This is a genomic window from Enteractinococcus helveticum (assembly GCF_001657475.1).
In the GTDB taxonomy this organism is placed as follows: domain Bacteria; phylum Actinomycetota; class Actinomycetes; order Actinomycetales; family Micrococcaceae; genus Yaniella; species Yaniella helvetica.
Genome location: NZ_LXEY01000008.1, coordinates 1 through 13473 on the forward strand (window position 1 = coordinate 1; position 13473 = coordinate 13473).

At 55.4% G+C, this 13473-nt stretch carries 11 protein-coding genes and 2 pseudogenes; 10 read left to right on the plus strand and 3 right to left on the minus strand.

The genetic code is table 11. The annotated features are described in order from the left end of the window. Positions 1 to 518 precede the first annotated feature (518 nt). The 4 genes from A6F49_RS01665 to A6F49_RS17605 all read left to right on the plus strand — a co-directional run bounded on the left by A6F49_RS01665 (position 519) and on the right by A6F49_RS17605 (position 4831). On the plus strand, positions 519 to 1358 hold the full coding sequence (locus A6F49_RS01665; RefSeq protein ID WP_043055667.1) for a MerR family transcriptional regulator: 840 nt from the start codon (positions 519 to 521) through the stop codon (positions 1356 to 1358). Positions 1359 to 1623: 265 nt separating this feature from the next. Then, positions 1624 to 3957: an accessory Sec system translocase SecA2 gene (secA2, locus tag A6F49_RS01670; RefSeq protein WP_043055668.1), complete on the plus strand. Its 2334-nt coding sequence runs from the start codon at positions 1624 to 1626 to the stop codon at positions 3955 to 3957. An 89-nt stretch (positions 3958 to 4046) separates the two neighbouring features. Further along, the gene (locus A6F49_RS01675) at positions 4047 to 4676 is read left to right on the plus strand and encodes a recombinase family protein (RefSeq protein WP_043055669.1); all 630 of its coding nucleotides are present in this window, start codon (positions 4047 to 4049) and stop codon (positions 4674 to 4676) included. Between the two features lie 5 nt (positions 4677 to 4681). Next, on the plus strand, positions 4682 to 4831 hold the full coding sequence (locus A6F49_RS17605) for a helix-turn-helix domain-containing protein (RefSeq protein WP_407643822.1): 150 nt from the start codon (positions 4682 to 4684) through the stop codon (positions 4829 to 4831). A 44-nt stretch (positions 4832 to 4875) separates the two neighbouring features. Here the strand turns inward: A6F49_RS17605 and A6F49_RS01680 are convergent, their stop codons facing one another. Next, complete coding sequence (locus A6F49_RS01680) at positions 4876 to 6591, minus strand: ABC-F family ATP-binding cassette domain-containing protein (RefSeq protein ID WP_043055670.1); 1716 nt, start codon at positions 6589 to 6591, stop codon at positions 4876 to 4878. A gap of 259 nt (positions 6592 to 6850) precedes the next feature. Between A6F49_RS01680 and A6F49_RS01685 the strand changes: the two genes are divergently transcribed. The 3 genes from A6F49_RS01685 (at position 6851) to A6F49_RS01695 (ending at position 9648) form a co-directional block, all read left to right on the plus strand. Beyond that, on the plus strand, positions 6851 to 7420 hold the full coding sequence (locus tag A6F49_RS01685) for a hypothetical protein (protein ID WP_150119347.1): 570 nt from the start codon (positions 6851 to 6853) through the stop codon (positions 7418 to 7420). Next, positions 7315 to 8781: an Ig-like domain-containing protein gene (locus A6F49_RS01690; protein ID WP_150119348.1), complete on the plus strand. Its 1467-nt coding sequence runs from the start codon at positions 7315 to 7317 to the stop codon at positions 8779 to 8781. The genes A6F49_RS01685 and A6F49_RS01690 overlap by 106 nt, the downstream gene beginning before the upstream one ends. Positions 8782 to 9003: 222 nt before the next feature. Then, positions 9004 to 9648 carry a phosphatase PAP2 family protein gene (locus A6F49_RS01695; protein ID WP_161485754.1) on the plus strand — a complete coding sequence of 215 codons (645 nt, stop codon included), beginning with the start codon at positions 9004 to 9006 and terminating at the stop codon, positions 9646 to 9648. On the opposite strand, the gene A6F49_RS01700 is transcribed toward A6F49_RS01695, so the two are convergent. Continuing rightward, entirely contained in the window at positions 9645 to 10484 is an 840-nt protein-coding gene (locus A6F49_RS01700; protein ID WP_043055672.1) for an oxidoreductase, read from the minus strand. The two genes, A6F49_RS01695 and A6F49_RS01700, sit on opposite strands and share 4 nt — an antisense overlap. Before the next feature lie 152 nt (positions 10485 to 10636). On the opposite strand from A6F49_RS01700, the gene A6F49_RS01705 reads away from it, so the two are divergent. Both A6F49_RS01705 and A6F49_RS01710 read left to right on the plus strand, forming a co-directional pair. Then, the gene (locus A6F49_RS01705) at positions 10637 to 11020 is read left to right on the plus strand and encodes a recombinase family protein (RefSeq protein ID WP_043056753.1); all 384 of its coding nucleotides are present in this window, start codon (positions 10637 to 10639) and stop codon (positions 11018 to 11020) included. Next, positions 11005 to 11838 (plus strand): annotated as a pseudogene (locus A6F49_RS01710) (IS3 family transposase); the annotation flags it as partial. The gene A6F49_RS01705 and the pseudogene A6F49_RS01710, both read left to right, overlap by 16 nt. A gap of 15 nt (positions 11839 to 11853) precedes the next feature. On the opposite strand, the gene A6F49_RS01715 reads toward A6F49_RS01710, so the two are convergent. Further along, the gene (locus tag A6F49_RS01715) at positions 11854 to 12216 is read right to left on the minus strand and encodes a hypothetical protein (protein WP_150119349.1); all 363 of its coding nucleotides are present in this window, start codon (positions 12214 to 12216) and stop codon (positions 11854 to 11856) included. A 107-nt stretch (positions 12217 to 12323) separates the two neighbouring features. On the opposite strand from A6F49_RS01715, the pseudogene A6F49_RS01720 reads away from it, so the two are divergent. Continuing rightward, positions 12324 to 13429, plus strand: a pseudogene (locus tag A6F49_RS01720) (IS3 family transposase); the annotation flags it as partial. Between the last annotated feature and the right edge of the window lie 44 nt (positions 13430 to 13473).

The following is a 13473-nucleotide window of genomic DNA, read 5'->3' on the forward strand; positions in this document are numbered from 1 at the left end:
CAACATGAGGTTGAAGACCCATGCCATGGAGAATATCGTGACATTAAATCCCAAATTAGCGGATCATAAGATAGACCAGATCTTCTTCTATACCGATAGCCGCAATACCGCTCGCAAAGCTCTGACACCTGAGCCTCTATAACGATACAAGGACACATTGACCACACGATCTGTAGCTCATGAATAACATCCAACCAGGTATACCCTTTTACACACCTTGCAGCCCGACGAGAGTATGCTGTAAACGCAGGTTGAAAATCAGTGTTTTGTCAGTTTCAGAAGGCGACTGCATTTCGATGCCAGTCGTGGCGCGGGGTGTGCAGCCAGCTTCTGACATGTCATTGTCAGGAGTCGCCTGCACAACCTGCCATTGAGTTCCTTATCGGTCAGGCGTTTTCCCTGTGCGGTTGCCGATCCTCAATACGGGTGTCTGGCTGCAGGGTGTGGAGCGTTTGACTCTCCTGTTACTGGAGGCCTGATACTGAAAAGTGTTAGCCCTACTTGAGGAGATTGCAGTCATGATGACTATTGGAGAATTTGCCCTGCACACCGGTATCAGCGTGAAGGCGCTGCGATTTTATGATGAGCGTGGAATCCTGCCAGCGGCCGAGGTCGACCCGGCCACCGGGTACCGGTTCTACGCCGCCGGGCAGCTACGGGCCGCTACCACTATTCGGGTTCTGCGGGCAGCTGGGATGCCGCTGGAATCTGTCGAACAGGTGTTGCAGGAGCCAGACCGTGCTGTGGACCTGCTGGCCTCCCATGAGCGTCAGCTCCAAGCCCAGCGGGAAGTTCAAGACCGAGCGATCCGTATCGGCCAAGGCATGCTGGCCGAATCAGGCCAGCAGCCAGACGTCAAAACCCGACATGTCGGTCCCACCCATTGGGCAGCGATTGCAACCACGGTCCGGGTCGCAGACGATGACATTGACGATGCCGATTGGGCAAACAGCGACTTTCAGATGCTCCACACCGCACTATCTCAGGCGGGTAATCCGCCTATCGGCGGCTGGTGGACTGCTATCGATCCAGCTGATGCCGCTGATGAGGTGGAGGTATTGTTGAGTTGGCCGGTGCGTGAACCAGTCCCGAAGGACTTCTCCCTCGACGGTGTAGAGCTACGCACTGGGACTCTGCCAGATCGTACCGAAGCATTCGTGCGCACCGAGATCGATGAGGTTGAAGACGACCTCCTTGACGATACTGCAGGCGGTCGTTTGCTGCATCCGAAGTATCTCGACTTCGTCGAATACCTGGATAAAAACGGCCACCAACTTCGTCAACTACGACAAGCCGCAGTACTCCACGACGAAGGTGTGCCGGTGGCCATGGAAATCACTGCCACCATCAACCCATAAGAGGGTGCTCTTGCGTCTAGAATATCTGTCACATTAGCTGCCGGCGACCCTGTTTGCATGACGTAGAATACGTAACGGGTTAAGTGACAATTTTCCCTAGTCGGTGCTGTGCCGTCGGATTGTCACTTAAACGATCGATTATGACATACTGTTCGGGCTGGAAGAACGCTTGGTTTGACTAACGTAGTTTGGTAAGGATCTGTAGCAAAAACGCTGTTCGGGACCGGTCACTTTCGCGAGGTGGAACTACAATTTTGGAGGTTTTTTGATACGACAGTATCTTCCGCGTTGGTTCCTTCGTGCTCTTGGCACTCCTGGTACAGCCGCATTGCAGCGATTTCGTTCTATCGTAGACGATGTCAGGTCGGTACAACCGGAGATCTCCGGTGTTCCTGACGATGAGCTTCGTGCGTGGGCTGCTACTGCGGGCCAGGGTAGCGTGGTTGACGATCGCCGGAGCTTGGTGCGAGTCTTGGCCGCTGCCCGCGAGGTGTGCAGCCGGGCACTGGGGATAGAGCCATACGATGAACAGCTTCTTGGGTGCGCTGCGATGATACATGGCTATGTCATTGAGATGGATACGGGTGAAGGCAAAACCATCGTAGGTGCACTGGCGGCTGCTGCTCACAGTCTTTCTGGACGGCGGGTTCATGTTTTGTCAGTGAACGACTACCTCGCCGAACGCGATGCCAACTGGATGGGGCCAATCTATGAGCTGCTCGGCATCCGTGTCGCCTGGGTTGGGCAGCGCACTTCCAAGACCTGTCGAAAGCTGTCTTACGCTGCCGATGTCGTCTATGCGCCTGTCAGTGAGGTAGGTTACGACGTCCTCAGAGATGGCTTCGCACACAGTGTGTCAGAACAGGTGGGACCTACTTTCGACGTTGGGATCGTGGACGAAGCGGATGCCGTGATGATCGATGAGGCCATCTCACCGCTGGTACTTGCCGGCGAGGGCGATAATATAGACGCTGATTTCTATAGCGCAACCTCGCTTGTCGAGCTTTTGCAGCCCGGTGAACACTTTGTGGTGGATGCTGATCGCAGCGCAGTCTCGCTCACAGAGCTTGGTACGGACTTACTTGAAGACCACTTTGGTGGGGTCAATTTATATGACACCGAAAATATTGACCTGCTCACGCGAATCAACCTCGCACTGCATGCCCGAGCATTGATCCATCGTGATGTTGATTATCTGGTCGAAAACGGTGCTCTCCGATTGATCAACACGTCACGGGGGCGCATATCGCATATGCACCGCTGGCCAGATGGACTGCACGCGGCGATCGAGGCGAAAGAAGGTTTGACAGTCACGGCACCAGGTATTGTGTTGGATTCTTTAACGATCCAAGACCTTCTGCTGCGTTACGACTTGCTAGTAGGTATGAGCGGCACAGTGCTTGCGGTAGCTGACGAGCTTCAAGAGTTCTACAGCACGGCCAGTGGCCGCATAGAGCCGCATAAGGAAAGAATCCGGGTTGATGAACCCATTCGAGTCTTCTTTACCAATGCCGACAAAGAAGACGACATTCTCGATGAGATCACGAAAAGACATGCACGAGGTCAACCAGTCTTAGTCGGCACCCAGAGCGTTGCCGAGTCGGAACACTTAGCCACCGAATTATGCGCTGAAGGTGTGTTCGCCCAGGTCCTGAATGCGCGCAATTCTGCGGAGGAAGCCGAAATTGTCTCACATGCTGGGCAGTATGGTTCCGTGACAATCTCAACGCAAATGTCCGGTCGAGGCACTGATATTAAACTTGGCGGCCCCGATGAGAGCGACAGAGATCGGGTCGTGGCGCTTGGTGGGCTCGCGGTTATTTCCACCTCGCTGTACCCGTCACGCAGACTGGATGCGCAATTACTCGGTCGGGCAGGACGGCAGGGAGACCCCGGTGTATCGCTGCGCTTTGTTTCCCTAACCGATGAGCTTATAGACGCTCATGTGCCGGGCTTCATGAGAAGGAAGCTTCAACATCGAGGGCGGAAGATCACCTCCCGCGAGCTAGTTGATATTGTGAACTCCTCTCAAAAGATTGCTGAAGCGCTTCGCTTAGAGAGGCATCGTTCTACGTGGCATTACAACAGAGCTATTGCTATCCAGCGCCAAGCTGTGATCACCAATCGTTTGGATCTGCTGCATGGCGCTGATCAGATGGCTACCCGGGTTCGGCGCACCATCCCTGACCATGCTGAGAATTTGATAACGAAGCTGGATTGGCCGGGGTACAAGGCACTGGTCCGTACTATCTCACTTCATATCATCGATGATGCGTGGACCTCCCACCTCGCGTTCCTCAACGACGTCAGAGAAGGCATCAACTTGCGAGTACTCGCTGGCCAGGACCCCGTTCAAGAGTTTCACCTCATTGCGCTCCGCGAGTTTGATGACTTCTTTGACAGGCTAGACCAAAGCGTTTGTGAACTGGTGGCAAGTTTCGATGTTGATGCTCGCGCAGATGTCATCGACCAGCTTGGTCTGCGGCGGCCCTCAGCTACTTGGACGTATATGGTGCCAGATAATCCACTTGGCACGCCTGATGATCGGGCAGCGCGTAACGTGCAACGAATCGCGCGCCAAATATTCAAACGGGACTAAGGAGGCGGAGTTCGAACAATACTGCGCTGGAGGTTGCTACTGCCCTGGCCGTTCAGAAACGACAGGATACATGACAGGAGAAGACCACGATGCTGATCGGATACATGCGGGTCTCGAAAGCAGACGGCTCCCAAACGACGGACCTGCAACGAGATGCGCTGCTCGCCGCCGGTGTCGAGCCCGGCCAGTTCTATGAAGATAAGGCTTCCGGTAAGAAAGACGATCGGCCACAGCTGACTGCCTGTTTGAAAGCGCTGCGGTCTGGTGACACACTGATGGTATGGAAGCTGGACCGCCTCGGACGCGATCTGCGTCACCTGGTCAACGTCGTCCATGACCTGACCGAACGTGGTGTGGGCTTGAAGGTACTCACCGGCCAAGGTGCTGCCATCGACACCACTACCGCCTCCGGCAAGCTGGTCTTCGGGATCTTCGCTGCCCTGGCCGAATTCGAACGCGAACTGATTTCCGAACGCACAAAGGCTGGACTCGCTTCAGCACGAGCACGTGGCCGCAAAGGTGGACGACCCTACAAAATGACCGCGGCAAAAGTCCGACTCGCAATGGCGTCCATGGGCCAACCCGGCACCAAGGTCGGTGAGCTGTGCAAAGAACTCGAAGTCACACGCCAAACCCTCTACCGGCACGTCTCTCCGACGGGGGAGCTACGTCCTGACGGGAAAAAGGTCCTCGGCATCGGCTTTGAAGACGCCTTCTGAAATCCGTGCAGTCAGCTTCTGAAAATGACACCGGTACCAACATTGGCGAGCTGTGCAAAGAACTCGGTGTCACACGCCAAACCCTCTACCGCCACGTCTCCCCGACAGGGGAACTCCGTCTCGACGGGAAAAAGGTTCTCGGCATCGGAGCATGAAGTGACCGTTTTTGAAAATTCTGTGCCATGAGCTTCTCGAAACACTAGCTCTCCGACGCATCCGAGTTGGTGAGGTGTTGTGTTCTGCCGTTCCAGTGATTGCGGAGCCATCGATCGTGCGACACGACAATGACTGCTCCGGGGTAGTGTTCTATGGATGCTTCGAGCTCGGTGACCAGCGGCAGCGAGAAGTGGTTGGTCGGCTCATCAAGCATGAGCACCTCGGGTGGGTTAGCCAGGATGATGGCCAGGGCCAGACGGCGGTGTTGTCCGACGCTGAGGCTGTCGATCGACCGGGTGTGGTCGCGCGGATGCAACAGGCCAAACGTTGTCAAGGGGGTGGCCTCGGCCACGGTTAGTCCCACCGATTGTTCGTAGACCGCTTGGACGGTCTGACCAGCAAATGCTGAGAAGTCGCTTTCCTGCGTGAGCAGGCCGACGGACAGACCGGGTTTTCGCATGATGGTGCCGTAGTCCGGTGCTAGCTTATCGGCCATGATGGCAAGCAGCGTGGATTTCCCCACTCCATTCGGGCCGGTAATCAGCAACCGGTCATTCGCGGTAATCGCCAGCGAGGTCGGGGCCAGCCGGTGTGTACTTGCCACCTGCGTTGCCCGGATAAGCTCCTCGTCAGGGGCATAGTGTGGCCCGGTGGTGTAAGCGGCATCGAGACCCTGGAAGGACAGTTCGCGTGGAGGTTTCACGATCTGACGCTGTTCTAACTCTCGTAACCTGGATCGGGCGTCATTGACTCGACGGGCCACGACTTTGGCGTTGCGATCGGCATAGTATTTCTGGGCCATCCGAATTTCGGTGCGGGGTTTCCAATCCTCGTGGCCGACGACTTGATTTTGGTCCACTGCCGCTCGGAGCCGCTTTAGCTGGGCTTGTTCTTGGTCGTATTGGTTTTGCCAGCGCCGTCGAGCGTCACGTCGATGCTGGATGTAGTCAGAGTATGTGCCCGTAAATCGGGTGATCCCCCTGGTCGTGAGCTGATCCTCGGCCTCGTTAAGTTGATGCGGTTGTGGGGCAGGATCTAAATCGATCAGCGACCGTACCGTGTGATCCAGAAAGGCCCGGTCGTGGCTGGCAATCAGCACAGGTCCTCGCCAGTTGGACACCAAACCGCTGATGAAATCCACTCCGTCATCATCCAGATGGTTGGTGGGTTCATCTAGCAACAACACGTCCGGGGCACTCAATAACAAACTCGCCAACGCGAGGCGTGCAGTTTGCCCCCCGGACAGCTGACCCACAGGGGCCAAAAGCTCGACATCCGCCAGGCCTAATCCTGCGACCATCCGGTTCACATGCGCGTCCACGTCCCAAGCGGCGAAACGTTCCGCACGGTCCAACGCTTCGGTGTACCGCACCATGGCAGCCTCTTGGTGAGGACGGTCAGCAAGAGCTTGGGCGGCGTCGTCGACTTCGCAAACCGCAGCCCGTAGGGGAGCGACGGCGGTTTCCAAGACGTCTTCCATTGTTTCAGACGCCGCAAAAGACGGTTGCTGAGACAACAATCCGACAGCTGGTTGTACGGTGTCATGGTGGAAAATTTCGACCTGCCCAGCATCAGCAGATAAATGGCCGGCAATAATGCGAAGCAAGGTAGATTTGCCGGCACCGTTTTCGCCGATCACCCCGACACAATCATCTTGCGGGACAACAAACGAAATGTCAGTGAAGACTCTGCGATCCGCAAAAGACTTCGACAAGCCCTCAACTCGCAGATGGGAATATACGGTGCGTGAATACGACACAAAAAGATCCTTGAACGTTTCGAACCTCGTCGGGCGCACGCCTCAGACACGAGGAGGAAAAAGGATCAAAGTGTCATGCACACCACAGTAGTCCATGAGGACTAGTAAAGACCAATCAAAGCAGGCTCGGACACGCATCATCATACAAGGGAACTATGTCCTGACGGGTAAAGGTCCTCGGCATCGGTTTTGAAGACGCCTTCTGAACTCCGTGCAGTTAGCTTCTGAAAATGACACTCGTGCCGGACACAGTCTGTATATGACACTTTCGACTGAAACTCTGAACCATACCCCTGCAACCCCAGAGCCAGGACGACAACTACACACCACTGACCAGTTGCTGGACGAGCTCAACACTCACTTCTTACCAGGCCAGTACGTTCACTTAGAAACCTGGATTAACCCCCAATCCTCGAATGAGCCTGCAACCTACAGCACCATGGAGGGCTACATGCGGGAGGGTGACGACGACTTCATCGGCATCGGGCGCATCGACCGAGGTGCTGACAAGCCCAGTGAACAACGCGCCAGCATTGAAACCACCGGTGACGAAGGTGCCATCATGGTCACTGTCCCAGCCACCGGCACGCTGGTCATCCAAGACGCATCGTCACCTGGTGTGACCTATCAGCTCACCGCACGAACTCCGGTCTTTGACGGACCTACTATGACAGGTCCACTGGTGAACGACAAGGGCAGGAATCGCCGTTCGATGTTGCACCAATGCAGCAGGTTTGGAAAGACCTTGACCTTGATTGCAGCCGCTACGACGACTATGTTGATCGCACCGTCTACCGTCACGATGTGCTCGACGGCGACGGTACTCTGATGGGATGCATTGAAACTGCTGACGGGGGTCAAACCTGGCAAGCCTGCAAATGGTACAGTTTCGACGAAATGTTTGCGGCCATTGATGCCTTTGAACCCAGCGCATCCATCAGCGACAATGCCGAGCTAGTCTACCGGGAAGCCGGTGGCACCGGTCGGTGGACAAAATGCACGATGATCGAAGTGCCACTCTTTGACATGGTTGGCCTGACCCCATTTTTTAGGTCCATTCGTTATGTGAGATTCGCTTTCTTCGTGAACGGCGAGAACGAAGCGACCATCACCGGAGAAGACGGTACCGAGACGTTCGTTTCGATCAACAACATCAATGCTGATCAAAACGCCCAGTACTTCCGTGACAACGACTATGTGTCTGGCGGAACTTCTCCCTATGACACGGGTTTGAACGGCATGACCACCGTGCTCGGTTTTGAAGCCGAGGTCAATGCTGGTGAGACCAATACCTTGAAATTAGCTATCGCTGATGTCTCGGACACCATCTATGACTCGACCGTCATGATCGAAGCAGGTACCTGCTCCTCTCCGGCGAACATTCCACCGGTGGCCGAGGACCAAAACCTCGAGACTGGTGTTGACGAGCCGCTAGATATTGCTCTGGTCGCCACCGACGAAGACGAAGACGAGCTCACCTACACCGTCAACGACGAGGGACTCAACGGTACCCTCGAAGGCGACGGCGCAAACTGGACATTCACACCTGAAGAAGGCTTTGAAGGCTCCACTTCCTTCACCTTCACCGCGAACGACGGTGAATACGACAGTAACACCGCAACCGTGACCATTCAGGTCGGAGAAGTCCAAAACACTCCACCTGTTGCTGATGATCAGGATGTTGAAACTGACTTCAACACCCCAGCCGACATCACCTTGACCGGCTCGGATGCAGACGAAGACGACCTGACCTTTGACGTCGTTGATACCGACGACCTCGCAGGTGAACTTGAAGGCGACGGCGCAAACGTCACCTTCACCCCAGAAGAGGGTTTCTCCGGGACCACCTCATTCACCTACGTTGCCAACGACGGCGAAGCAGACAGCGAACCAGCCACGGTCACCATCACTGTTGCTGAAGAAGTCATCGTTGAACCAACGGAAACTCCAGCGCCAAGTGAAACTCCATCGGCTGAGCCAACGGAAACTCCAACCACTTCAGCTCCAACTGAGACAGCAGATCCTTCCGAAACTGCAGACCCAGTAGAAGATGAGGAAACTGCAGAAGAAGCTTCCGATGAAAAACTCTCGGACACCGGTTCCTCAGCGGCCATCCTGGCTATTGGAGGCGTCCTGCTGGTAGCCGCAGGTGCTGGACTGCTGTACATGCGTCGCCGTGCAGCCAACTAGGTAGCACTCCTAGGACACCTTTAGTCCAGCAGAACGTCGGCCTCGAATCCATGCTCTTGGATTCGAGGCCGAAGTCTTTTAACAAAGTCATCGCTACTTAGAAAACGGAATCACGCACTCGGCGAGTTAATTCGGTGTGAATGGCTATGCAAGATTAGAGTAACAACGATGTTGTTGCGCCATCCGGCCGATAATCAAAACGTGCGAAAATGTGAGGGTTTTTTGGGTAAGACAAGACAGATCGTGGGGCCGGTTCTCATTTGGCTCATGGTGGCGGCAACCATCGGGGCGCTGACGGATGTTCCTGCATGGAGCGCGGAGCTTTTCGAAACCGTGGCTGTCGAGCCCTGGGTCAATATCGGACCCACCTTATCTACCGTCACGATGCTGGTTCTCGTCGGCCTCTACGGCGTCATGTTGCTGCGAACGCTGATACTCAAGGACCATGTGCCCTTTGTCCGACTGGTCTTCGGCGGGGCAGCAACCACCCTGGTCTACGCGATCAACAAGCTGATCTTGAAAGATACCTATGGCATGATCCGGCCCTGCCATACGTTTGATACCGGCGGCAGCTGCCCGGACATCAGCAATTTTTCGTACCCCTCAAACCACACGGTCATCGCCTTCGGACTAGCCATGGGTCTCGCCTTTGCCATCCCATGGCTGTCATACCTGGTGTTTCCGGTGGCCATTCTCGAAGCCATCTCACGTGTGCTGGCAGGCCACCACTACCCACATGATGTGTTGGTCGGGACAGTGGTCGGTGCATTCACCGTGATTGGTCTGCTCTATATGTTCATTAACGTCCAAACCGCGGTGGCTGAAAAGCTCACCGCGGCCCGGGATAAAATTCGGTTAGAACGCTAGTCAGCTTCGGTGGAGAATTCGGTGCTGAGGCTCACCGGCTCCCAGTCCATGAGATCATCGAGCTGTTGATTCAGATCTACCTCAGCCAGCTTCGCGGCAGTGCTTCCTAATACCAGACGCATCGGTGGCTGCGGCGTCTCGGCCAGCGTGATAATCGCTTTGGCTGCCCGAACTGGGTCACCCGGCTGAGTACCATCGCTGGTATCATGTTCTTTCCGACGGCGACCAGCAGTCTCAGCGTATGCTTCAATCGGATCAGCGGACTGGCGCAGTGAGCGGCCTGCAAAGTCGGTACGGAACGGACCCGGCTGTACGATAGCCACCCGAATGCCCAGTGGCTCACCTTCCTGCTGTAGCGCTTCCGAGGTCGATTCCAAGGCGGCTTTAGACGCCGCATAAAAGCCCGAACCAGGAGCTGAACGCTGCCCGGCAATTGAAGAAATATTGATAATCGTCCCGCTGCGACGATACCGCATACCGGGCAGTACTGCGTTGATCATGCGCACCGCACCATAGTAGTTCGTCTCAAACATCTGTTTGATCTCATCTTCTTCGCCTTCTTCCACGGCGGCGCGATATCCATAGCCGGCGTTATTGACCAACACGTCAATATCACCAAAATGCTGGTGGGCGGTATCCACGGCTGCAATCACCTGGTCACCAAACCGAACATCCAACGGCACAGCCAGGTACGTCTGTGGATACGCTTCGGCCAGCTCTGTCAGCGTCGCTGTATCGCGAGCGGTAATGACGGCGTTGTGCCCGGCGGCTAACACTTCTTGAGCTAGTGCGCGTCCGAGTCCGGTGGAGCATCCGGTAATGAGCCAAGTTGCCATGTGGAACCTTCCTAAATGTGGGTTCGTGTGGTGTTTTCGCGGGGGAGGAGGCACGGGATGGAAAGTGCACCTCCTTGAACAAGGAGGAAGCACATGAACACATCACGACACCACCAGGCGTCAATGCTCGTCCAGGCCGTACAGGCCGATCGATGGTCTATCCGGCCTACACGCAGACGGGCCCCGAGTCCCCAACCCCGGGGACGAAGCCGATCTATCTGTATTTGCGGTTGTCGAAGTACCACAAGGACAAGGCCGACGCGATCGAGCGGCAGAGGATCGACTTGACGCGCATGCTCACGGCAGAGGGAGGCTGGACGATCATGGGCGAGTACATCGACAACGATTCTGCAAGCTCCCCAGCGATCAAGACTCGAAAAGGGTGGCGTCAGCTCAACGCTGACATCAAGGCAGAAAAAATAGGGGCCGTTGCATTCTGGAAACTTGATCGAACGAACCGGATTGCTTCGCAGTGCATCGAATGGATCGGCGACTGTCAACGGGCAGGTGTTCAACTGCGGTGCCGGTCGCGGTGACGTGCAGGGTACTGGGGTTCACTAAACAGGGCTATTACAAATGGTTGCGGCAGCCCGTCGCCGACCGGATATGGGAAGAGGCTCACTTGATCAACGAGCTGCATGACTTACATGCAGAAGAGCCCGAGTTTGGGTATCGGGGCCTCTCTGACGAACTCGAGGAGCTCGGCCATGTGTTGTCAGAGCTGCGCGTGTGGCGGCTGTGTAACGTGGCCGAGATCACGTCAGTGATCACGCAGCGTAAACGACGCTACGAGCAGGCTGGCCCGCCCGTGGGCGATGATCTCGTGCAACGTGATTTCACCGCTGACGCCCCAAACCAAGTTTGGCTCACCGACATTACTGAGCATTGGACCGCGGAAGGAAAACTGTACCTGTGTGCGATCAAGGATTTGTGCGGGAACAAGATTGTCGGCTACTCGATTGACAAGCGGATGAAAGCAAGACTTGCGGTAGATGCGCTCGAGATGGCGGTCGCCCACCGGGGCAATCCGGCAGGTGTTGTGGTGCATTCTGATCGCGGATCTCAGTTCCGGTCCCAAAAATTTGTGCGTGCCCTAAAACGTCACGGACTGGTCGGATCCATGGGCCGAGTCGGCGCCGCTGGCGATAACGCAGCGATGGAATCCTTCTTCTCGCTACTGCAAAACAACGTGCTGGACCGCAAACCCTGGGCCACCAGAGGTGAGCTTCGCCTGGCGATCGTCACCTGGATCGAACGCACCTACCACCGCAGACGCCGACAAACCCGGCTCGGCCGGTTGACCCCTGTGGAATTTGAGACCATGATGAACACCCAGGTAGTACTCGCTTCCTAACACACCACCTGTCACCTAACCGTGCAGCAGGCCCAAAGTTTTTTCAATCACACCCGTTGAAACTTCGTCCGGTAATGAAGTTAAATAGCTATCTTGGTCTTCAGATCGCAAAAAACTTGTCGCAAAGTCAGTTGCCTGAAAAGTTGTCTCTTGGGAATGCATATAGGCCAGAAGGGCTGTCGCATACTGTGTTTTAAGTTCATGGTTGTCGACATTGTTTATCCACCGCAATGACGAATCAGTAAATTGTTTGGTCCGCACTTCAGCGTCGTCCGCTAAGCGACAACCAAGAAAAGCTGACATGAAAAAATCAGCAAAATTGACACCATTTTGTTGGTCTAGCATTTCTCCAACGAGGTAGTCTTCAATATTCTGCAAAATCGCAATTTTATATATACGAGCATTATCGGCCTGACCCCATTTTTTAGGTCCAATCGTTATGTGAGTCCATAAACCCCGTATTTTCGGGGAGAATGGATTACACGATGAGTACTCAACGAAAGCGCCACACGCCGGAACAGATAGTTCGGAAACTTGGCCAAGCAGACCGCCTTCTAGGTGAAGGCAACACCGTAGCTGACGTGTGCCGCGAACTTGAGGTCGCCGAGCAAACCTATTATCGGTGGCGCAACCAATACGGATGGATGAAGGCCGATGACGCCAAGCGGCTCAAAGAACTGGAGCAAAACGCCACGCTGAAACGGCTCCTGGCCGAGGCTGAGCTAGAGAAAGCCGCGTTGAAAGAGCTTGCAGAGGGAAACTTCTCGGCCCAGGCAGACGCCGTGCCGCGATTGCTCACTTGCTACGATCCTTTTCGATCAGTGAGCGTATGGCATGCCGTCTGGCTGGGCTGTCCCGCTCTGCATGGCGCAGACCCCTCAACCAGGACACCGTGGCTGATCCTGACCAGCCGCTGCGTGCCTGGTTGCGTCAATACGCCACAGACCACCCACGCTGGGGATATCGTCGCGCTTACCATGATGCTCGCGGGGAGGGATGGCACGTCAATCATAAGAAAATCCAGCGCCTGTGGCGTGACGAAGGACTCCAAGTGCCCCAGCGACACCGACGCAAACGGGTCGGCAGCTCCACCATCGACGCCCCGGTGGCGGATGCCCCCAATGTGGTGTGGGCAGTGGATTTCCAGTTCGATGTCTGTGAGTCAGGCAAAGTACTCAAGATTTGCTCGATCGTGGATGAATACACTCGCGAGTGCCTCGGCGGCCTGGTTGAGCGATCCATCACCGCAGATCGCTTCATCGACCACCTAGAAGCACTGATCGCTCAGCGGGGCGCTCCTGCGGTGTTGCGCAGTGACAACGGGCCCGAATTCATCTCCCAAGCGTTGACGACCTGGGCAGCCAACCGGACAGCATTGTCCTATATCCCGCCCGGCCAACCCTGGCACAATGGCTACGTTGAATCGTTGAACGCCAGATTGCGCGATGAGTGTTTGAATATCAACAGTTTTTACTCGTTGTTGCATGCCCAAGTCATCATCGGCGACTGGAAATATGAATACAATCATGACCGGAGGCATTCATCGCTGGGATACCTCGCCCCAGTCGGCTACGCTCAAACCTGCACCCACACAAGAACGATAAATAGACTCACATACCGCCTGGACCTAAACAC

What these genes read in the sequence shown, in the direction of transcription:
- A6F49_RS01665 (WP_043055667.1), top strand. Translation starts at nt 519, where the DNA reads ATGATGACTATTGGAGAATTTGCCCTGCACACCGGTATCAGCGTGAAG.
- A6F49_RS01675 (WP_043055669.1), top strand. Translation starts at nt 4,047, where the DNA reads ATGCTGATCGGATACATGCGGGTCTCGAAAGCAGACGGCTCCCAAACG.
- A6F49_RS01685 (WP_150119347.1), top strand. Translation starts at nt 6,851, where the DNA reads ATGACACTTTCGACTGAAACTCTGAACCATACCCCTGCAACCCCAGAG.
- A6F49_RS01690 (WP_150119348.1), top strand. Translation starts at nt 7,315, where the DNA reads ATGCAGCAGGTTTGGAAAGACCTTGACCTTGATTGCAGCCGCTACGAC.
- A6F49_RS01700 (WP_043055672.1), bottom strand. Translation starts at nt 10,484, where the DNA reads ATGGCAACTTGGCTCATTACCGGATGCTCCACCGGACTCGGACGCGCA.
- A6F49_RS01705 (WP_043056753.1), top strand. Translation starts at nt 10,637, where the DNA reads ATGGTCTATCCGGCCTACACGCAGACGGGCCCCGAGTCCCCAACCCCG.